The following is a 21,482-nucleotide window of genomic DNA, read 5'->3' as shown; positions in this document are numbered from 1 at the left end:
ATCGCGTACTTTAAGGGATTCGATTGGTATGAAAATGAAAAGCACACCGGAAACCCTGGCCATCGATGGCGGAGAAAAAACCGTGCAGTCGACCTTCCCCTGGCCCATTTACGACGAAAGTGAAGTTCAGGCCGTGGCCGAGGTCATTCGGAGCGGACGCTGGGGCAATCCCGACTGCGGGGAGGCCGTGGCGGCTTTCGAGCAGGCATTCGCGGCTTACTGCGGCACGAAATACGCCGTTACCTGCGTCAACGGTTCTGTTTCGCTCCGGCTGGCGCTGATTTCCTGCGGAGTTCGTCCCGGCGATGAGGTGATCGTTCCGCCCTACACGTTCATCGCAACGGCATCTACGGTACTGGAAGTCAACTGTGTACCGGTTTTTGTGGACATCGATCCCGACACCTACAACCTCGATCCGAAAGCCATTGAAGCGGCCATTACGGAACGAACCAAAGTCATTATTCCCGTTCATTTTGCCGGTTTGGCCTGCGACATGGACGCCATTCTGGACATCGCCCAACGACACAATTTACGCGTGATCGAAGATGCGGCCCACGCCCACGGTGCCGAATACAGGGGGCGCAAACTGGGTTCCATCGGCGATGTGGGCAGTTTCAGTTTTCAATCGTCTAAAAACCTGACGAGTGGCGAAGGCGGTATCGTAGTCACGAACGACGAAAGTCTTTACCGCATGATGGCGTCGCTCCGGAACGTCGGTCGTGTGGAAGGCCACCAGTGGTACGACCATTTCAACCCCGGCTGCAATTACCGCATCACCCAGATGCAGGCGGTTTTGCTTTCCCAGCAACTCAACCGGCTGGAAGAACAGACAGTTTTGCGCAACGATAACGGCCTGTATTTAAATGAATTACTGGCAGACATCGACGGCACTACGCCTTTAAGCCGGGGAACCGAAGAAATCCGGCATTGCTACCATCTGTACATTTTCAAGTACGACGCGTCGGCCTTTGGCGGTCTTTCCCGGAAAGATTTCGTCGCGCAGCTGGCGGCCGAAGGGGTACCGTGTTCGATGGGTTATCCGCATCCGCTTTACAAACAGCCGGTTTTTCAGAACAAAAATTTCATGTGTTACGCCATTCCGGAAACCGTCGATTACACCTCCGTGAATTGCCCCGCAGCCGAACGCGCCTGTAGCGACGAAGCAGTCTGGATCTTCCAACACGCCATGCTGGGCACCCGCGAAGACATGCGCTCCTTTGCTGAAGCCATTCGTAAAATCCAACGGGTTGTTTCGCAGAGTTAAAAGATTGTCCAAAAATAGTAAATCATGTTTTCTATGTTGCCCCCAACCCCCTAAAGGGGGCTTTCGCACACCGATTAAAGCCCCCTTTAGGGGGTTGGGGGCAACGCGAAAGAAAGTAAAGTATAAAATTTAGACAGGCTCTAAGCGGAGTAAAAAAGAGTTAAGCAGAGTTTTATATTTCTCCGCTTAACTCCCTTTAACTCTGCTCAACCGCCGGGCGGCCCCGTCCGCGAAATAACTCCAACAAACTCTCCTAGTCCCTAAAATGAAATCTTTTTTAAGTATTCTATTACTCCTGCTCACGTTACCGCTTGCCGCTCAACCCGTTAATCTAAAAAATGCGGTTATTGTCGTTTCCCCTTCCATCCCCGCTCCCATGCGGACGACCGCTCCGCAGATGCTGGTGGAGGAGATTGACAAACGCACCAATACGACGCTGAAACAGTCGCAAAGCTGGGGCGCAACGACGCTCGTTCTGGCGCTTTCTTCGGACAAGGACGTGCTGGGAAAACCGGTTCCGACCCGAACGGGTACCGGATTGCCGGAACAAAAACCGGAAGGTTTCCGGATCGTAACTGAAACCGGGGCCAAAGGAACGACCCTCTGGATCATCGGGGCCGATTCACGCGGCATTCTATTCGGCTCCGGCTGGTTACTCCGGAATTTGAAAATGGACGCCAAACGGCTCGAACTCGTCAGCCCGGTCGAATTTGCCAGCGCCCCCGTCTACCCGATTCGTGGCCATCAGTTGGGGTATCGCACCACCGCTAATTCGTACGATGCCTGGACGGTTGCCCAATTTGACCAGTATTACCGCGATCTGGCGATTTTCGGCACCAATGCCATTGAAGGGATTCCGTTCCACGAAGAAGAAAAACCCAGCCCGCATTTCAAGATTCCGCCCACCGAAATGCAGGTTCGGATGAGCGAATTGTGCCAGAAATACGACATGGATTATTGGGTCTGGACGCCGGTTGAATTCGAACTGACCGACGAAGCGAAGCGAAAAGCGGAAATCGAAAAGCACGAGGCTTTTTATAAATCCTGCCCCCGGCTCGACCACATCTTTTTCCCCGGCGGTGACCCCGGCGATAACCATCCGCGCGAGGTGATGGCGTTTCTGAAAGACCTGCAGGAAAGGCTGGTTAAAGCCCATCCGAAGGCCAAAATCTGGATTTCGTTGCAGGGTTTTAACACCGAACAGATCGACTATTTCTACAATTACCTGGCGCAAAACAAGCCGACCTGGTTGCAGGGTGTGGTGTCGGGACCAAGCAGTCCGCCGATGGCCGAAACCCGGTACCGGCTGCCCAAAAACTACCAACATCGCGAATACCCGGATTTGACGCACAACGTCCGTTGCGAATTTCCGGTCGAGCGCTGGGATCAGGCTTACGCCCTGACGCTGGGCCGGGAAGCCATCAATCCGCGGCCGTTTTTCTTCGCCGGAATCCACGGAAAATACGCTGCCTTTACTGACGGTTTTGTGTCGTACTCCGATGGTTGTCACGATGATATTAACAAGATCGTTTGGAGCCAGCGCGCCTGGGATCCGACCAAAGACGTCAACGAAATCCTGAACGACTACAGCCGGTTTTTCTTCGGTTGGTTGGTGGCCAACGAAGCCGCCGACGGTATTTCCGCGCTCGAAAACAACTGGCAGGGGCCGCTGGCCCAAAACGGCGGTGTGGAAGCTACATTTCGTTTCTGGAAAAGTCTGGAAACCGCTCATCCTGAACTTAAAAACAACTGGCGGTGGCAAATGCTGCTCATGCGCGCCTACTACGACACTTATACGCGTCGGCGGTTAATTTATGAGCAAGGCCTCGAAAAAACCGCTAATGCGATTCTGGCGCAGGCGAAAGAAGGAGATGTGGAAAAGAGCATGGAATCGGCGCTGGCGGTTGTAACGAAGGCCGATAAAGAGCCGGTTTCGCCCGAATTGCGGAAGAAAATCGAAACGTTGTGCGCGGATTTGTACGCTTCCATCGGTTTGCAAACCAGCGTTCCAAAATACAAGGCGAAGAATTACGAGCGGGGTGCTTCGCTCGATTTTGTGGATTATCCGCTGAATAACCGCTGGTGGCTGGCCGATGAATTCAAGAAAGTTCAGGCCATGAAAACGCCGAAAGAAAAGCTGGAGCGGCTGCACGTTATAGGCAACTGGGAAACGCCCGGCGAAGGTAGCTATTACGATGATGTGTCGAGCGGCAGCAAAAGTCCGCGCGTGAAAACCATCTCCGAAGATGCCACGGACATTGCCTGGTGGGACAACGGTTTCAGCCGCGCCCGGCTATCGACGCAAACGTTTCAGAACGAACCGGCGCTGGATTACGATAACCTCGACCCGGGCAGCCGGTACATCATCCGGGTAGCTGGTTTGGGCGAAGCGCTCCTCCGCGTGGACGGCTATCGCTTGAAACCGCTCATTTACAACAAAGCGAACGAAACTTTTAAGGAATGGATCGTTCCGCTGTCGCTCACCCAAGATGGAAAGATTTCCGTCACCTTCGATGAGCCCGAAGAATCCCACCTGAACTGGCGCCAACACTCGAAAGTTTCGGACGTGTGGCTGTTGAAGCAGTAGTACCTGTTGACGGCTTATGTTTTTAGTTTACAGTGTATGGTTTTTAGTTTTTGACGCGAGATTCTGGCGGTTCACATTTACAACTAAAAACCATACACTGTAAACTAAAAACTATAATTCCTTCACCTTAATATTCCGAAACGCGCTTTCGTCGCCGTGGTCCTGCAGGAGAAAATAGCCGGATTCCATGGTTCCGAAATCTTCAACGGCTTTGAATTTACTTTGAGCTTTGGCGGCTTTAAACCGGTCGTCACCACGCTCGTATTCAAGGACTTTTGTTCCGTTGAGCCAATGTTCAACGTGCTTGCCTTTGACTACCACCCGGCCTTCGTTCCATTGTCCAATCGGTTTCAGTTTTCGGGACGTCGGTGCGAACAATTCGTACAAACCGGCTGTCCGGCGTTTGTCGTCTTTGTCGGCGGCAATGTCTTTGTTATTCGCGTCGTCGATGATCTGGTATTCGCAGCCCAGCCAGGCGCCGTCGGGATATTTCTTGACGAAATATTTCAAACCGCTGTTGGCGCCGGGCGTCAGTTTGAACTCAAACCGTAAATCGAAATTGCTGAATTTCCGGGTCGAAATCAGGTCACCGCCCCGCTTCGATTTATCACCGCCTTTGTTGGCAATCAGCGTTTTATTTTCAATACTCCAGCCTTCCTTCGGAAATCCGGCCGCTTTGGCGCTGGTCCACTGGCTGGTGTTGGAGCCATCAAAAAGCCAGATCCAACCGGACTGAACGGGTTTGGAACGATTTTCGAAACCTGAGAAAGAGTTAACAAAAAGGGAAATTGCAAGCAGAAAATACATGGGTTTAGGAGTTGGTTATAAGGTTTATTATTTTTTCGACGCATAATACCGCTCGACAATAAGCGAAATGGGCAACCCGATGCACACCATCAGAATACCCATATTGAGCAACGCGCTCTCCAGTTTGATCGGCCCGCGCGACACGTTGGTCATCGGCACGACTACCAGATTCATCACGCACCAGACTAAAATTCCGTAGAGCAAACCGCTCAGCAATTTATGTTTTTTCAGCAGCGGTGGCAGCGACGGAAATAGCAGAAAGTACGCGATGGCGAATGAAAACGCGATCGTGTAATGAAAAAGGAGGCCCAGCACCGCCATTTCGGTGCCACCGGCGAACGCTTCTTTTCCAAACACGCCACTCGCGATGTACTTCAAAATCGGAACCGCCTTCCTATTGCCAAGCAAAACAATGGCGGCTATGATGTCCAATGTCCCGGCGGTAAAACCCGCAAGTAAAATCGTCTTAAGTCGAGATGTCATAGGTTATTTGAGTTATTTCGGGGAGTTTAGCGGAGGAAAAGAGAGTTAAGCGGAGAAATGTATAAAAAACTCTGCTTAACTCTCTTTTCCTCCGCTAAACTCTGCGAAACAACTCTTTTTCAAACTCACTTCCCCGCCACGTATTTATTCCGGAATTCAATCGGCGTGCAGCCTTTTACCTGCCGGAATTGCCGGGCGATGTTCTTGCTGTCCGTCAGCCCCATATCGAGCGCAATTTCAAAAACCGTCATGTCGGTTTCCAGGAGTTTCTGCGTAAACTTTTCAATCCTGAGGTTAAAAATATACTTGTAAATCGGGTAGCCAGTAATCGTGAAAAACCGCTTTTCCAATGCTCGTCTCGATAGCGGAACCTGTCTGACAACCTCCTCCACCTGGAGATTTTTATCGATGTTCTGGTGGATGTATTTCAGCGAGGAAGCGATGTAATGATCGTTAGTGGCATAGATATCCGTCGAGTGTCGCGTGACCACCTGCGTCGGTTTCACCACAATATCGTAAAAACCGGCCACGCCCGTACGGATCATCTGATCGAGGAGCCGGGCTGAGTCGTAACCGCCTTTCTCCGCATCCAGCGCAATGCTCGACAAAGGTGGATCGGAAAGTTCACAGATCGTCTCGTCATTATCGACACCCAAAACCGCCACTTCCTCGGGAATCCGGATGCCTGTCTGGCGGCAGGCTTCCGTAATGTGCTGACCCTGACGGTCATCGCAGGCCATAATCGCAATCGGTTTCGGCAACGATTGCAGCCATTGGCTCAACGAACTCGGTTTGTAATACCACAATTCGCTGGATTGGGCCTTGGTATGCTCGAACGAATGTACCTCGTAGCCCGCACTTTTGATGCGGTTTTCGAATCCTTCCGCCCGCTCCCGCGACCAGACAATGTCCTTAAAACCGTAAAAGGCAAACTGCGTAAAACCTTTTTTCAGGAAATAATCGGCAGCCATCGCCCCGGCTTCGTGGTAGGCTCCGGTAATATTCGGGATGTCGTCAAACCGCTCCTTGAAGTCCTGCGCAATCACCGCAATCCCGGCTTTGATGATTTCGGAAATTTCGTTGTCGTTATAAAACTGTCCGATAATCCCGTCAGCGCCCCACTCCTGCGCCCATTGCAGAATGCCTTTAATTCCGATGGTCTCGCGGTAATAAAGCGGCATCCGGCAAAACACCCAGGGGCCATGTTCCCGCGAATATTTCGTAACGCCTTTCAGCAGGTTTTTGCTGTAATCCTCAGCGAAATCGATCAGAAGGATGATTTTAAGCATATTTGTTTTGTAAAGGAATTATTTCGCAGAGTTTAGCGGAGAAAAAAAATATAACTCCGCTAAACTCCCTTTTTCTCCGCTAATCTCCGCGAAATAACTCTCTCACTCAAATAACTCCCGAAAACTCTTCACCGTTGCATTGTTCACCAGTGGACGGGCCCACAGACCGATGCTGAAAATGTAACCCAACGTTATCAAAAGGAACAACATCGCGAATCTCAATCCAACCAGCTCTCCCAAACCGCCGATGATCAGCGGCACGACGGCACCCCCGGCAATGCCCGTACACAAAATTCCCGAAAACGTTCCGTGGTGGTGCGGCACCGAATTCAGCGCCAGCGAAACGGTAATCGACCACATGACGGAAGCAAAAAAACCGGTCAACGGAAAAGCGTAAATCGCCAGTTCCTTCGTGCCGAACAACCCGGCCAACAATGCAATGATGGCCCCGGCCGCGAATAGCATCAGCACCCGGCGGCTGTCGAAAATCTTCAGGAGCAACAATCCCAGCAAACAACCGACCGTTAGCAACCCCCAGAAATAGGCAATAACCGAAGCGCCGGTCGTGGCCGGATCGACGCCGTGATAGGTTTGCAAAAACTGCGACGTCCAGTTGGCAATGCCCTGTTCCGTGCCGACATATGCGAAAATTCCGGCGAAAAATAGCCACACGGTTTTGTTACCGAGCAAGTCGCTAAACGCTTTTCCGGTATCGATCTTCTCGTCATCTTTCAATTCCACTTCCGGGAAGCGAACGAAATAAATGACGACCACCATCAGGAAGGCCGTCAGGGCAAAAACCCAGTAGAGCGACACCCAGCGAAGATTGGAGGGAACCAGTTGATTGAAGAGCGCAATCAACGCCGACGACTCGACCCCGGAATGCACATTACTCACTAAGTAGCTGTATAACAGCGGACTCAAAAACGAAGCCGCCCCAAAAAACAACTGCGCCAGCACCGAATTGAACGCAAATTGCGCTTCGCCACCGGCCACCCGCAGCAATGGATTGATCACCACCTGAAGCATTGCCATCCCGACGCCGATCAGGAAAAGGGAGAACAGGGCAACGGAAAAACCGGGTACCAAGGCGAACAATAAAGCGCCCGCAAAAGCGAGGAAAAATGCCCCCAGCAGCACCGGTTTTTCGCGGTACTTTTCGACCAGAATTCCCGACGGGATCGACATCACGCCATAAGCCACAAAGAACGCAAACGGCAGAAAACCGGCCAGACCGATGCTTAACTCAAAACTTTTGATAATGTCCGGAATAAGCGGACCGAGGATATTGGTCAGAAATGATATAACAAAAAATATGAGCAGGATTAATGTGACAATCAGGGAATTATGCTTCATTTCTTTTCAAATTATTGATAGGAACGCGGCCGGGTCGGCGCTTGATTGAACGGATGGGACGGATTAAAACGGATTATCAGTTAAAATCCGTTACATCTGTTCAATCGAGCGTCGACCCGGCCGCGTTGCCGTCCAATGCTGCCGTCCGACTCGACCGGCCAGCAGCATCAAAACTTTTTAATTTCACTTTTCCGGAAACCTTCACCGGCGCGGTATACAAGGTCGATTGGGCGGTAGGTTCGGAGCCGTCGGTTGTATACCGAATGCTCAACCCCGGATACTCGATGTTTGCTTTCAATTCGCCGTTCTGCAAAACCGCTCCTGGTAACGGCAATCGGTAATTGTAGCCGTTGTTCAAAACCGCCAGCCGGGGCAACTCCTTCTGCGCCAGCGTATTGGCAAATACATTCCAGCCGGTCTGCATGGATTTCTCACGAGCTTCCCGGTTTTCGATGGTTTCCCAAGGCCGTTCAGCTGCCCAGGCACTTTCAGCAAAGCCGAGTAGTTTCGGCAGTGAATAGTATTCGAGCATCTCGCGACCTTTCACGGTTTCGCTCCACAGTTGCGATTCCAAACCGATCACATTTTTGCGCGCTTCGGGCTTCATCTTTTCCAAACCGCTGAAGACCAGCGGTTTGCCCATTGAAGTTCGGTACGTCGTCTTGAACATATCGAAAGGCGCAAACGTCCAGTTGGCGCGCGTATCGACAAAACCGCCCCAATACAGACCCGGCTCCTGCGGATCGTTGTTGTAGGCCAGGTCAAAATAGAAGTTGGTAACATTACATAGCACGACCGGATAGCCTGCATTCGCCAGCCGGTTCCCTAAATCCAGGTCGTAAATGTTGTTCCAGATGTAAGGCACCACTTTTTTACCCACAAACTCCGGATTCGGCAGGTATTTGCCCTCCGGCGATTTGTTGAGTGCGACTTCTTCCCAGCCGTGGATGCTCAGATTACGTTTTTCAAGCCGTTTCAGCAGTTTTCCGAAAAAATACGATTGCAGGTTTTTGGGATCTTTTACCGCCGGATTATCTTTCAGTAACTGGGCTGCTTCGGGTGATTTCGTCCAGACGCCCTCGGCCACCTCATCCCCCCCGGCGTGGAACGTATCCAGTTTCAAACCGGCTTCGGCGTACATTTTCGTGATTTCATCCACCACTTTTTCGTAAAAATGGTAGGTCGATTCACGGGCCACATTCACCACATTGTCCTTGTAACCCTGCGCCGACAGATACACCGATTTGTCATTCGGATCGACCAGGCGGTATTCATTCGCTTCTTTTTCCTTGCCTTCCTTCATCAGCCGCTCGTACCGGGCTTCCATCGACTTGATGGCCGCACGGGCGTGGCCCGGAAAGTTCAGTTCGGGAATGACTTTGATGTGCCGCTCGGTGGCGTATTTCAGAATTTCGATAAAATCCGCTTTTGTGTAAAAACCGCTGCCGTGTTTGCCTTCTTCGTATGCTTTCGGCCCCGATCCGTAAGCCGGGTGCAAAACCGGTGCCGCCATTCCCCCGGCGGTGTGTTCGCGCTGGGCACCGACTTTGGTCAGTTCCGGCAAACCGTCGATCTCGAGCCGCCAGCCTTCGTCTTCGGTCGTATAAAACAGAAAGTGATTGATCTTGTAAAAAGCCAGCAGGTCAATGAGCCGCAACACGGTTTCCTTGGTCTGGAAATTCCGGCTCACGTCCAGGTGCATACTCCGGAACGCAAAGCGCGGGGCGTCCTCCACCTGCACCAAAGGCAGGGTCAGGCTCGCGGACGGTTTCAGGTACGATTCGGTCGGTACCAGCGCCAGCAAGCTCTGGACACCGTAAAAAACACCAGCCGCGTCGCTGCCCGTAATTGTGATTCCATTCGGGTTGATATCCAGTTTATAAGCTTCTTTCGCCACGCCGTTCACCGAAACCGGCCCGGTTTTGAGTACAATCCCTTTGCCGGAAGCAGCACCGCCCTGAACCGGGAAATCGGTATTGGTAACGGCTTTCAACTTCTGACTCAGCAGTTTCGCTTCCGTTTCCAAGCCATTCCCGTAGTAAATCGGAAAACTTTTATCCAGATTCAGCGTACCCGAACCGCTCGTTATTTTGACTGGTGAGGGCACAATTTTCTGCAACTGGTTTGCACCGAGCAGACTCAGTGCCAGGTTGTCTTCGTACCGTTTGGCCGCCGTATATAGCGGCAGAAGGTCGGCTTTTCCGCGCAGTTGCTGCTCTTTTTTCGTCAATGGCAACGCCCGGTAATTGGCGACCTCGACAACGTTTTCTTCCTTGCCATCCTTGTCGTAAAATACAAAATACAGTCCCAGTGGCGCATCGGTTAGTTTGATCACGGCTTCGGTTCCGGCATACAGAATGGCCGTCGAATCGCCGGGAGCCAGCGTAAAACCGGCATTTGGCGTCATCTTGTACCAATCGCCATTAATATGCTGAACGGTAGCGGATTGCGAGGTTTTTGTTGGAATAATCGGCCGGGGCGACATGTTGAAAAACAGCGCCCAGTTTTTGTCCGTCAGGGCCGTATTGCCGTGATTTGCCAGGGTAAACCGGGCTTCAAAACCGTTCTCGACCTCCGTAAAATTGGTCACCAGTTGCCAGGATACCGCGATTTGCCCGGTTTCTTTTTCGGATGATTTGCAGCTATTGAGCAGAAATACAACGGCGAATAAAGCCGTGAGACAAAAAAAGTTACGCATGGAAGGGTGAGTTAAATAGCCTTAATAATACGGAATCCAGTATTAAAAATACCACTGGCGCTCAAAGACTTTTTCAAGCTTTCCCATCGATGATTACTCCAACGAATCAATCGGTCCCTTCAACCGAGTTGCTGGCTTCCAGCCCAAACCGGTTGATATCGCTCGATGCCCTGCGCGGTTTTACGATTGCGGCCATGGTTTTGGTCAATTTCCCGGGCGACGGCGAGCATGTCTATTTTCAGTTGCAGCACACGAAGTGGAACGGCCTGTCATTCACCGATTTAATTGCACCATTCTTCCTGTTCATCATTGGAGTTTCCATTACGCTGGCGTACGCCAAACGGCTGGAAAGCGGTGATCCGAAAGGAGAAATGTACAAAAAAATTATCATCCGGGCGGTGAAGATCTTTGCCGTCGGAATGTTCCTGAATATCCTGTCCACGTTCAGCTTTTCCGATATTCGGTGGACGGGCACGCTCCAGCGGATTGCTTTCGTGTTTCTCATCTGCGCCTTTCTTTTCCTGAATACTACCTGGCGGCAGCAAGCCTGGATTGCCATCGTTACGCTGGTCGTTTACTGGCTCGCGTTGACGCTGATTCCGACGCCCGGATACGGAAAAGTCATGCTGGAACCGGGGGCCAACCTCGTCGCCTGGTTTGATAATTTATACCTGCCGGGGCGGATGTGGCAGCACACCTGGGACCCCGAAAGCATTCTCAGTACCTTCCCATCGGCGGTTTCCGGGATAACCGGGTTGCTGGCGGGTCGCCTGATGATCAGCCCGTTAAGTCGCAATGAAAAAGTAAATTACCTGATGACGGCCGGGGTGTTCACGGCAGCTGCCGGTTTTTTCTGGAACCTGACGTTCCCGCTGAACGAAAACCTGTGGACCAGTTCGTTCGTTTTGGTTACTTCCGGTTTTGCCGCGTTGTTGCTCGGTGCGGTTTATTTTCTGGTGGACATTCTGGGAAAAACCGGTGGCACCAAACCGGGTATCATTTTCGGAGCCAACGCGATAACGGTTTTCGTTTTAGCGGACGTATTTTCCATTCTTTTTTATTCCCTGAAATTCGGCGGACATTCGCTAAACGAACACGGCGTTGCGGCTTTAACGGGGCTGGGTTTCGATCCCCGATTTGCCAGTATGGCGTATGCCCTGTTTTTTGTTGGGATCAATTTTATTCCGGCCTACATCCTCTACCGGCGAAAGATTTTTATTAAGCTTTGAGCGATTAAAAAATGAAACAATATTCTTTTCTAACCCTATTTTTCTGTCTGGTAACGACATTTTCGATTGCCCAGAAAAACGGGATAAAAAAAGTAAAAATCGGGATGTTTGCCGACGTTCACGTTCCGACGATGCACGACGGCGAATCACGGCTGAAGGCCTTTATGGACAGCATGAAAACCGCCAAACCGGATTTCATTATCGAACTCGGTGATTTCAGCACACCCGCCGAAAAATACGACTATGCGTTCAAAATCTGGGAGTCTTATCCCGGCCCCAAATACCACCTGATCGGTAACCACGAAATGGATGGCGGCACCACACTCGCTCAGGCACTGGCGCACCGGAAGATGCCTTCCTCCTACTACACCTTTGATCAACAAGGCTTTCGCTTCATCATTCTGGATGGTAACGACAAAAAATCTCCGGAACTGAAAGGTTATCAGGAACACGTCGGAACCGTTCAACTGGCGTGGCTGAAAGCTGAACTGGAAAAAGCCACCACGCCCATTATTATCTTTTCCCATCAGGGTTTGGGCCTCGACGGCGTGGATAATGCCGCCGAAATCCGGGCCATGCTGGAAGCGCACAATGCCAAAACGAAAAAGGCTAAAATCATCGCCAATTTCTACGGCCATGTTCACTACGACCGGGCCGAAGAGGTAAACGGAATCTGGTACATCTGCATCAATTCCATGTCTTATAAATGGCTGGGTGAAGAATACGGTCACGTTCGGTACAGCGACGAAATTGATAAGAATTATAAGTGGATCAAATACACGGCTCCATACAAAGATCCGCTCTATACCGTCGTCGAAATCTCAACGAATGGCGTGATCCAGATTGCCGGTAAAAAGTCAAGCTGGGTGGGTCCTTCGCCCTGGGATGTCGGCTATCCCGACAAAAATAAAGCGTATGATCGGCCCGGAATCCGGGAAAAGAAACTACGCTTTTCTCCCGTAAATCAGTAATTAATCATAACCCCTAAATCCCTTAAAGGGGACTGGGACACAGAATTGTCCAGCTGAAAAAGTCCACTTTAGGGGATTTAGGGGTGTAATTTCAGAAAGAATGACGTTCCAAAACTCTTTACTTTCTATTGCTTTTTGTTTGTTTGTTAATTTTACCAGCCACGCTCAAACCGGTACCCCGGCAGAACCCGTGCGGTATATCGGCGGAGAATCCGTCGATCCGAGTGTCCACGACGGGCGACTTCGCTACGCCATTGGGGTCGAAAGCCGCCAGACGCTGCGCGTTAATCGCACCCACCCCGACCTCGCCGACGGACACGGCTGGACGTACAACCACGCTTCCAATCTTTGCTACTGGAACAACACGTTTTACCAGCAATACCTGAGCAATCCGGTCGATGAACACATTTCGCCGGGTCAAACGCTGGTGATGACTTCCAAAGACGGTCGGGACTGGAGCAAACCAAAGGTGGTTTTTCCGCCTTACGAACCGCCCACCGGCGTTAAAATTCCCGACAGTTCCAACGGTTACATGATGCACCAGCGCATGGGTTTTTACGTAGCCCCTAACGGTCGTCTGCTCGTGCTGGCGTTCTACGGGCACGCTGAGGATCCGTTCGGGCAGGGCGGTATTGGCCGCGTGGTTCGGGAAGCCTACAAAGACGGCACCTACGGCCCGATCTATTTCATCCGATACAGCAGTCATGCCACCATCAACGGCGTTCGCTGGAACGAAACCAACACGAGCTTCCCCTTTTTTAAAAAGTCGACCGACACCGGTTTTCTGGATGCCTGCAATGCACTATTGGCAGACAAACTCATGACTTTTCAATGGTGGGACGAAGACCGGGGACTCGACGGTTTTTACGGCGGAAAAGAAGCCCGCGAAGCGCTCTCGTATTACCACCGAAAAGACGGAAAAGTGGTGGCGTTGTGGAAGCGCTCGCACAGTGCCCTGTCGTCCGACGAAGGGAAAACGTTTTCCAAACCAATCAAGGTGCCGACGATGGTCATGGCGGGTGGAAAGCAGTGGGGCCAGCGCACGGACGATGGTCGGTTTGCCATTTGCTACAATCCGATTGAACTGGATGAATACCGGTATCCGCTCACAATCATTACCGGAGACGACGGCGTTTTATTCGATAACTTGCTGATTGTTCAGGGGGAAGTGCCACCCCGCCGGTTTTTTGGCCGCTGGAAAGACTTTGGCCCCTGCTACATGCGCGGCATCGAAGAAGGCAACGGAAATCCGCCCGGCAACGACATGTGGCTGTCGTACAGCATGAACAAAGAGGACATCTGGATCAGCCGGATACCGACGCCGGTGCGGTATGCGATCCGTGGTCCAGTGGCCGATGACTTCAATGGATTGGTGCTGAATGGCAGCGTTACCGACTGGAATATCTACGCACCGAAATGGGCTCCGGTTTTGGTGGTCAATACTCCGGGTTCAAGTGAAAAATGCCTGGAATTAACCGACAAAGACCCCTACGATTATGCCCGTGCGGTTCGGGTATTTGAGGAGGGAAATCGGATCGAAACCCGGCTAAAAGTTCGCGCTTCCCAAAACAACACCGGCACGTTGGAAATTGACCTCACCGACCGCTACGGAAATCGTCCGGTGCGGCTGCGGTTCGATGAAACAGGCAGCATTGTGGCAACCGATGGCAGCACCGAAAAACCGCTCCAGTCGTATCAGCCGGGAAAGTGGTATGAATTGACATTCAGCGTTGACGCCAGCCTGAAAGGATGTTACGATCTGGCAATCGATGGCAAAAAAGTCTTAACAAAAGCGGCATTGGCCAAAGCCGTCAAGTCGGTCGAACGGCTGTCGATACGGACGGGGCCATACCGGAATTTACCCAACCGGAAAACGCCCAACGAAGAACCGGGGCCGCCCCTGCCGGGAGCCGACGAGCCCGTGACTGCGGCCACCTACCACATTGATGATGTGCAGGTTAAGGCAATAAAATAGTCATCAATCAAACTTTAATCTTACCGCGAATGTCGTTCAGTAGTAAAACCGTTTATGATTGTTGAAGTCCATTTTTAATTAAAAGTTTACCAAAACCCAGACCCTTAAAATTACCATGTTGAAGCCACTCAAAGCGTTTTTTGTGCTGATTGGATTTGTGATTTTGCTGTCGAAACCGGCCTGTTCAAACCCCATTGACCTTACCAAAGCGCAGATTTATTGCCCCGTAAAAGACCCGAATGTATTGCTCCGAAGCCTGGCGGTTTTCCAGGAAGAACTTGCCAAACGAAGCCGGATCAAATTGCCTGTCGCCAAAAAACTGCCGGGGGCCGGGCAACCTGCAATTTATTTACTAACCGAAAATGAGCTAAATACACTTCCTGAAACCTTCCGAACGGCTTTGGCCGGAATGCCTTCAATTACCAAAGAAGGATATAAATTATTGGTTCAGGAGAATTCGCAGGCCGTTCTGGTGGTGGGGAAAGATGCGCGCGGACTGCTGTTTGGGGTAGGTCGGCTGTTGCGCAAAATGGAAATTCGCCCCGGCCAGATTCTGGTGCCCGACAACGCAACTATCGCCACCAGTCCCCGGTACCCGATTCGTGGACACCAGTTGGGTTACCGACCCAAAACCAACGCCTACGATGCGTTCACGGTCGCCCAGTTCGACCAGTATATCCGCGATCTGGCGCTGTTTGGGGCCAACAGTATCGAAATCATGCCCCCGCGCACCGACGACGATTTTACGAGTCGGCACATGAAACTTCCCGCCATCAAAATGATCGGCGAGCAGTCGCGGATTTGCAAGGAGTACGGTCTGGATGTCTGGATGTGGTACCCGAACCTGGCTAAAGATTACGTCCATCCGGATTCGATCCAGAAGGAACTGAAAGAACGGCAGGAGATTTTTGCGTCCGTTCCGAAACTGGATGCGGTTTTTGTTCCGGGCGGTGATCCCGGCGACCTCGAGCCCGACGTGCTGTTTGCCTGGCTCGAAAAGGAAGCCGTGGTTTTGAATAAATACCACCCGAAAGCCAAAATCTGGGTTTCTCCGCAGGTTTTTCGGCCAAACCAGGCGTGGTTCGACGCTTTTTACAAGCACGTCAACAAGGAATATCCGTGGTTCGGCGGAGTCGTTTTCGGGCCCTGGGTGAAAATGCCGGTGCAGGAAATTCGGAAAATTGTCAAACCGTCGATTCCGATTCGACACTATCCCGACATCACGCATAATTACAGTTCGCAATACCCGGTTCCGCACTGGGATCTGGCCTGGTCGATGACTTGTGGGCGCGAAAGCATCAACCCGCGCCCGCACGACGAAAAGGCGATTCATAACGCGCTCGATGAGTTTGGCGTGGGCAGCATCAGCTATTCGGAAGGCACCAACGACGACGTCAACAAGTTTGTCTGGAGCGATCAGGACTGGAACCCCGAAACGCCGGTGATCGAAACCCTGCGCGATTTTTCCCGGCTGTTTATCGGTCCGGATTATACCGAAACCGTGGCGCAGGCCCTGATTTCGCTGGAAAATAACTGGCGCGGAAGCCTCCTCACCAATCAGGCCGTCAACCAGTCGCTGATGCAGTGGCAAACGCTCGAAAAGCAGGCTCCGCTGAAGGTGTTGCAGAATGCCCGTTTTCAGATGGGCTTGATCCGCGCCTACTTCGACGCCTACACCCAGCAGCGGTTTTTGTACGAAAGCGAGTTGGAACAACGAGCCCGGGAGGTGCTGGCAACTTACGCAACGGGTGGTTCCATACCGACCATGAACCGCGCCCGGGAAATTCTCGAAAAAGCCTGGAAGTCGCCGATTCTGCCCGAATACCGCGCCAAATGTTTCGCGCTGGCCGATTCGCTCTTCAAGTCGATCGGTGCCCAGCTAACGATGGAAAAGCACGGCGCGATGTCGGGGCGGGGAAATTTTGTGGACAACATTGGCATTCCGCTCAACGATTCGCCCTGGCTGATGGATCAGATGGCGAAAATTGAGAAGTTACCCGATGAAAAGGCGCGGCAGGCCAGAATCTACGAGATGCTGCACCGCACCGATCCCGGCCCGGGCGGTTTTTACGATCATTTTGGCGCACCAGAAAGCTGGTACCGCGTCGTTCCCGGTGTGGGTTGGGAAAAAGACCCCGGCAGTCTGCAATCGCCCCGAATCGGCTTTGGTGTGGGTCTGGTCGGTGTCGAGTGGGTGGACGAGATCAAGGCGACCGGTTTTAAAGGCCAGATTACGCCCCGGGTCTGGATGAAACAGGCCAAAACGCTGTACGACCAGCCGCTGAAAATCGCCTACGATGAACTGGACCCGACGGCATCGTACCGAATCCGGATTGCCTACACCGGGCGGTTTCGGTCGCGCATGAAAATGACGACGGACGACGGCTCGGTGATTCACGACTTTATCCAGACCGGCGAACAGCCGATTTATGAATTCGATCTTCCCCAAACGGCTTCGTCCGATGGCAAAGTAACCTTTGTCTGGACCTGCGGTGAAGGGGAACGTGGCTCGCAGGTAACGGAAATCTGGTTGATTCGGAAATGAGAAGTAAGAGGTGAGACAAGAGAATAGAGACTCGCATAGTAAGAAAAGTCTCTACTCTATTGTCTCACCTCTCTTGTCTGGAAATTTATTTCGCCGTAATCCAGTCCATGATCAGATTGGCCCGGCCACCGGTTTCGCCGGTACTCGGCGATTTGCCTTCGCCCCGCAATTCCTTAACGATTTCTTCGATCATCGGCTGCTGAACGTGGGGCGGATACGGCAGATTAAATTCTTCCACACCGGCCGCCGTTTCGACTTTGATGGTGAATTTTTCGAAGTAATGAAATGTAATTTTCCCTTCTGAACCAATGAGTTGCGCTTCGTCGATCCGTTGCTCCTTGTTGACGGTGTAACACCAGCTGCCGGTTCCGAGAACGCCGGATTCGAACTCGAAATTGGCGATCACAATGTCGTCGGCTTCGTATAAACCGGCCTGATTCCGGGCAAAACCTTGAGCGGTTTTGATCGGTCCCAGCGCAAATTCCAGAAAATCGAACTGGTGGGAAGCCAGGTCGTGAAAGTGGCCACCGCCCGAAATTTCCGGAAAAACCCGCCAGCGTGGCTGGGGATTCTCCCCGACCTCCTCAGCATACGGCTGCCAGTGCAATTGAATGTTGACCAGCCGAATGTCGCCAATCGCCTTCGTGTCGATCAACTCCTTCACTTTCAGGAAATACGGAAGCGATCGGCGGTAGAACGCGACAAAAACCGGCAACCCGGTTTGCTTGCCCATTTGAATAACGGCGTCGCATTCGGCCCAGTTTCGAGCCATCGGTTTTTCGATGTAAACCGGTTTTCCGGCCTTCATGGCCCGAATGGCGTAATCGGTGTGAACGTCCGGCGGGGTGGCAATGTAAACCGCATTGACGTCCGGATCGTTAATCAGGTCGTCCACATCGTCATACCATTTCGGCACGCCGTGGCGCATGGAGTAATCGGCGGCCTGTTCGCCATCCCGGCGCATCACCGCCACCAGCGACGAGTTCGGCACTTTGTTGAAAGCCGGGCCGCTTTTGACTTCGGTTACATTCCCGCAACCGATAATTCCCCATTTGATCTGATCCATCATGCCCACGTAAGAGTCGAAAAAACAAAACCTACTTATGTTCCGCGTTTTTTAGATTGGGGCGGGCGCGCCAACTCGCTTCCGGCCCAAACCGCGTGTGGTTGGTAACTTTATCCAGTTTTTCATACGGCGGATACTGGTAAATCAATCGGTTGGTAACCAGAAAAATTGGAACGGCAACTACTGCCGAGGCAACAGCCCAAAACCAGACCCGCCTGTACCAAAACGCAAACGCTTTTTCCTGCTGGATGCGGACGGTTTCTCTCTCAAACGGAGCCAGCAACACCAGCGCCGTAGCCAGAACGGCGTTGACGGTAATGACCCATTCGGTCAGCAGGCGTTGGGGAGCCCAGTCGACCAGCGCGCGTTCAAAATTTCCGATGACCATTACCCAGAGCAGAATCAGATACAGCATTTGCCCCTTGCCCAGCCAGCTTTTCGGGATGATTGCCAGCGGTTCCCGGAAATGACGCCGGATGACTAAAACCGCCATCAGCAGCAGGAAAAACCAGGTGAGTTTAAACCAGCTATCCGGACTCAGGTTGAGGAAATCGACGCCGGGCAGATGGCCCAGATACGGGACATCCCAGACGGCGGGGGCGGTTTTTAAACTGCCGTCGGCTTGAAAGAGGGTTTGTGTCCATACTTCCGGATTCAGTTTCTTACCCCATTCCTCCACGTTTTTGACCAGATTGACGTATGGAATCGCCAGCAAAACAAAAACCGCAGCCACGCCGAGCGTCCAGCGCCCCCGGGTTGGCTCTACGGTTTTGGACGTATCGTGCATCGGGATGCGGGTGGCCAGAAAACCCAGCGTAACCGCAATGGCAATACCGTTGACAAAACCGTACGACTGCTCCAGAAAACTATGCCAGTTCTGGTGCTGCCAGTTGGCCCAGTCCGATGCAATGTGCCTGAACGATTCACTTTCTGGAAAAAATCCCTTGTTTTTCAGGATCGCTGGATTTCCCGGTGCCATCAGTAGTTGTTTCAGCCATTGAACGCCCGAGAAACCGAGTCCGCCAATGGTTCCGCTCATGACTGCCGCCACCGCAACCGGCAGCAACTGGTTCCGACGCATCCAAAGGATTGTTCCGACGAAAACGCCGGTAATCCCGGCCCAGTCGTCGCTCCGGGGCGGTGTCATCCGAATACCGCCCGCGTCGGCAAAAAACAGGCTACCCAGCACCGGAAAAGCCAGAAAGGCGAGCAACCAGCCCGAAGCCATGTAAACGATGAGCGAAGAACCGTTGCGGAATTTGCCAAACCGGATAAAATAAGCCGTGATGCCGAGCACCAGCCCTAGCATCCAGCCGACGTGCTGCGGGTAATCGCCGAACCACTGCGGCCAGTTATTCAGGAAGTTGTGCGGATCAAAGGCCGGTTTTCCCGTAGCGGGATCGATGTACGCCGGGTCGCCCAAGGAATACGTCAGAAGCGATGAAAGCCCCGCTTCCAGATCGGTTTTTTGCAGGATCCATTGGACCAGATACCCCAAAACCGCCCCCATCAACGCAAAAACCGGGAGCAGCCAGCCGTTGGTTTGTCGGCGTTCCTGCAAATCGTAAACTCCCACGCCCAGCAAGGCGAAAAAAGCACCCAGATAATCAGCGTCGAACCAGTAGAGCGGGCTTTTGTGCCGAGACCACGTCCGGTCGAAACCAAGGCTGGACTGCAAAGCAGTGGCCACGGCATCTTCGATCAAATCCTGAAAAAACCAGGCCGCAAAGACGAACAGAACGGGTTTGAACAAGCGTACCAGCCGATCCTGCCCGGCAACAGCGGCCAGCGCGGTGCCAGCTCCGCCGAGTCCGGCCCACAAAAAACCAATGTAGAACAAACCGGTGTATCCGTACCACTGCGAAAGCGCGTGGCCGCTCTGGGTGTAGGAGATGACCTGCATGTAGGAAATCGAGGCCCCAAACCCCCAGCCGATGGCACCGAAGAAGGCAAAATACAGGACCCGCTGCCGCCAGTCATCCCGGCCCGACAGCAGCGCCACGGTGATGGCCGCCAGGCAGCCTGCAAAAGCCGCTCCGTATTCGTGCCCGAAATTACCCCGAATTCCCCAACCAATTGACAAAGAAAGCCCAACCAGCAAAAACGTACTTAAACGGTGAGCTGGCGACTGGGCGGTTTTGGCAACTCGCTTCGGAGAATCCGTGGTAATCATGGCAAAATTAAACGATGAGGGAAGGACTATCGTCCGACGTCGGTTCATCGCCGACGGCTTTCCTGATCGTTCCGATGTCGTGCCGTAACCGCTGCGCGAACAGAGCGACATCGAAACTGTGCACCACAATGTTAACGCCTTCTTTCACCCAGCGAATCTGGCGCTCGGGTTCCAGTGAAAAGTGGATGCCGATGGCAAGTCCTTTGGCGCGCGTCGTGTGAATGATTTTCAGAACCGCAGCTTCAAAATCCGGATGATCGTACTGTTCGGGAATGCCCAGACTCACCGACAAATCGTGCGGACCGATGAAAACCGCATCGAGTCCGGGGACCGACAGTAGGCTATCCAGCCGTTCGAGCGCCGGAACGCTTTCGATGTTGGCGATGCAGATATTTCCGGCATTGTGGGCTTCAATGTATTGTTTCAAATCGTCGGGCATCTGTTCTTTTCCGCTCAGAAACCGGGCCAGCCGCTCGCCTTTCAGGGGTCGGTATTTGGTAGCTCCTACCAGATCGATGATCTGATCGACGGATTCGAGGTAGGGCGCAATCACACCAACTGCTCCCCCGTCAATGACCTGACAGGCCAGAAACGGATCGGGTTTCGGAATACGGACAATGGGCGTAATGTGATAAGCGCGAAAAATCTGGCACAAACGCGCGAGTTCCGCCCGATCGAGGGGGATATGTTCAGTGTCTAAAAAAACAAAATCGAGGCCCGCCCGCTGGAGCGTAATCGGCCACATCGGCGCGGTGGAGGTAATACAGGTGCCATAGACATTCTGGCCATTTTTCAGTTTTTCAAGCAACGTAGAATCCGGCTTGGCTGCCATTTTAAAAATAGTTTGGGGTTAGAAGTACTAATGCGAAACCGCTCACCTTTATAGTACTTTTCCGTCCCTGATTCCGACTATTTTTAAAGGAATTATTTATCTTCCAGTGGCCTTTTTTGCAAAAAAATGAGTAGTCATTAGGTAAAAAATGCCTTGGTAGTTAAAAGTACCGACGTTGTTAGTTGTCCCGTAATCCTTCAATTCAAC

14 protein-coding genes are annotated in these 21,482 nt (G+C 52.3%); 6 read left to right on the top strand and 8 right to left on the bottom strand.

The features are described from left to right. The first annotated feature begins 34 nt into the window (after positions 1-34). Together GJJ30_RS11750 and GJJ30_RS11745 are read left to right on the top strand one after the other, a co-directional pair. The gene (locus GJJ30_RS11750) at positions 35-1,264 is read left to right on the top strand and encodes a DegT/DnrJ/EryC1/StrS family aminotransferase (RefSeq protein ID WP_154175347.1); all 1,230 of its coding nucleotides are present in this window, start codon (positions 35-37) and stop codon (positions 1,262-1,264) included. Positions 1,265-1,529: 265 nt separating this feature from the next. Next, positions 1,530-3,851, top strand: coding sequence for a hypothetical protein (locus tag GJJ30_RS11745; RefSeq protein WP_154175346.1), 2,322 nt, complete (start codon positions 1,530-1,532; stop codon positions 3,849-3,851). A 111-nt stretch (positions 3,852-3,962) separates the two neighbouring features. On the opposite strand, the gene GJJ30_RS11740 is transcribed toward GJJ30_RS11745, so the two are convergent. From GJJ30_RS11740 to GJJ30_RS11720, 5 genes are all read right to left on the bottom strand, one after another. Beyond that, positions 3,963-4,658 (bottom strand): 3-keto-disaccharide hydrolase, encoded by a 696-nt coding sequence (locus GJJ30_RS11740; protein WP_154175345.1) that lies wholly within the window; start codon positions 4,656-4,658, stop codon positions 3,963-3,965. Between the two features lie 27 nt (positions 4,659-4,685). Further along, on the bottom strand, positions 4,686-5,141 hold the full coding sequence (locus GJJ30_RS11735) for a DUF1440 domain-containing protein (protein WP_154175344.1): 456 nt from the start codon (positions 5,139-5,141) through the stop codon (positions 4,686-4,688). 125 nt (positions 5,142-5,266) lie between these two features. Continuing rightward, on the bottom strand, positions 5,267-6,430 hold the full coding sequence (locus tag GJJ30_RS11730; RefSeq protein WP_154175343.1) for a DNA-binding transcriptional regulator: 1,164 nt from the start codon (positions 6,428-6,430) through the stop codon (positions 5,267-5,269). A gap of 102 nt (positions 6,431-6,532) precedes the next feature. After that, entirely contained in the window at positions 6,533-7,786 is a 1,254-nt protein-coding gene (locus tag GJJ30_RS11725) for an MFS transporter (RefSeq protein ID WP_154175342.1), read from the bottom strand. A 100-nt stretch (positions 7,787-7,886) separates the two neighbouring features. Further along, a complete protein-coding gene (locus GJJ30_RS11720) occupies positions 7,887-10,484 on the bottom strand; it encodes a family 20 glycosylhydrolase (protein ID WP_154175341.1) in 2,598 nt (865 codons plus the stop codon). Positions 10,485-10,573: 89 nt separating this feature from the next. Here GJJ30_RS11720 and GJJ30_RS11715 point away from each other — a divergent pair, with 89 nt between their 5' ends. From GJJ30_RS11715 to GJJ30_RS11700, 4 genes are all read left to right on the top strand, one after another. Beyond that, positions 10,574-11,713: an acyltransferase family protein gene (locus GJJ30_RS11715; protein WP_154175340.1), complete on the top strand. Its 1,140-nt coding sequence runs from the start codon at positions 10,574-10,576 to the stop codon at positions 11,711-11,713. Positions 11,714-11,724: 11 nt separating this feature from the next. Then, positions 11,725-12,684, top strand: coding sequence for a metallophosphoesterase family protein (locus GJJ30_RS11710; protein ID WP_154175339.1), 960 nt, complete (start codon positions 11,725-11,727; stop codon positions 12,682-12,684). Between the two features lie 139 nt (positions 12,685-12,823). After that, positions 12,824-14,659: a sialidase/neuraminidase family protein gene (locus GJJ30_RS11705; RefSeq protein WP_154175338.1), complete on the top strand. Its 1,836-nt coding sequence runs from the start codon at positions 12,824-12,826 to the stop codon at positions 14,657-14,659. A gap of 115 nt (positions 14,660-14,774) precedes the next feature. Next, positions 14,775-17,204: a beta-N-acetylhexosaminidase family protein gene (locus GJJ30_RS11700; protein WP_229313086.1), complete on the top strand. Its 2,430-nt coding sequence runs from the start codon at positions 14,775-14,777 to the stop codon at positions 17,202-17,204. Positions 17,205-17,289: 85 nt separating this feature from the next. On the opposite strand, the gene GJJ30_RS11695 is transcribed toward GJJ30_RS11700, so the two are convergent. From GJJ30_RS11695 to GJJ30_RS11685, 3 genes are read right to left on the bottom strand one after another with little or no spacing between them, the layout of a single operon-like run. Next, positions 17,290-18,270, bottom strand: a complete 981-nt coding sequence (locus tag GJJ30_RS11695; RefSeq protein WP_154175563.1) for a Gfo/Idh/MocA family protein — start codon at positions 18,268-18,270, stop codon at positions 17,290-17,292. Between the two features lie 31 nt (positions 18,271-18,301). After that, positions 18,302-20,443 (bottom strand): hypothetical protein, encoded by a 2,142-nt coding sequence (locus GJJ30_RS11690; RefSeq protein WP_229313085.1) that lies wholly within the window; start codon positions 20,441-20,443, stop codon positions 18,302-18,304. Between the two features lie 7 nt (positions 20,444-20,450). After that, complete coding sequence (locus GJJ30_RS11685; RefSeq protein ID WP_154175337.1) at positions 20,451-21,275, bottom strand: HpcH/HpaI aldolase family protein; 825 nt, start codon at positions 21,273-21,275, stop codon at positions 20,451-20,453. Positions 21,276-21,482: the final 207 nt, after the last annotated feature.

Source organism: Larkinella terrae, from assembly GCF_009668025.1.
Taxonomy (GTDB): Bacteria; Bacteroidota; Bacteroidia; order Cytophagales; family Spirosomataceae; genus Larkinella; species Larkinella terrae.
This window is presented reverse-complemented; position numbering and strand designations above follow the sequence as displayed.

Coding starts and splice junctions, on each gene's coding strand:
- GJJ30_RS11725 (WP_154175342.1), bottom strand. CDS start 7,786: ATGAAGCATAATTCCCTGATTGTCACATTAATCCTGCTCATATTTTTT.
- GJJ30_RS11730 (WP_154175343.1), bottom strand. CDS start 6,430: ATGCTTAAAATCATCCTTCTGATCGATTTCGCTGAGGATTACAGCAAA.
- GJJ30_RS11690 (WP_229313085.1), bottom strand. CDS start 20,443: ATGATTACCACGGATTCTCCGAAGCGAGTTGCCAAAACCGCCCAGTCG.
- GJJ30_RS11745 (WP_154175346.1), top strand. CDS start 1,530: ATGAAATCTTTTTTAAGTATTCTATTACTCCTGCTCACGTTACCGCTT.
- GJJ30_RS11735 (WP_154175344.1), bottom strand. CDS start 5,141: ATGACATCTCGACTTAAGACGATTTTACTTGCGGGTTTTACCGCCGGG.
- GJJ30_RS11695 (WP_154175563.1), bottom strand. CDS start 18,270: ATGGATCAGATCAAATGGGGAATTATCGGTTGCGGGAATGTAACCGAA.
- GJJ30_RS11710 (WP_154175339.1), top strand. CDS start 11,725: ATGAAACAATATTCTTTTCTAACCCTATTTTTCTGTCTGGTAACGACA.
- GJJ30_RS11740 (WP_154175345.1), bottom strand. CDS start 4,658: ATGTATTTTCTGCTTGCAATTTCCCTTTTTGTTAACTCTTTCTCAGGT.
- GJJ30_RS11720 (WP_154175341.1), bottom strand. CDS start 10,484: ATGCGTAACTTTTTTTGTCTCACGGCTTTATTCGCCGTTGTATTTCTG.
- GJJ30_RS11715 (WP_154175340.1), top strand. CDS start 10,574: ATGATTACTCCAACGAATCAATCGGTCCCTTCAACCGAGTTGCTGGCT.
- GJJ30_RS11750 (WP_154175347.1), top strand. CDS start 35: ATGAAAAGCACACCGGAAACCCTGGCCATCGATGGCGGAGAAAAAACC.
- GJJ30_RS11700 (WP_229313086.1), top strand. CDS start 14,775: ATGTTGAAGCCACTCAAAGCGTTTTTTGTGCTGATTGGATTTGTGATT.
- GJJ30_RS11685 (WP_154175337.1), bottom strand. CDS start 21,275: ATGGCAGCCAAGCCGGATTCTACGTTGCTTGAAAAACTGAAAAATGGC.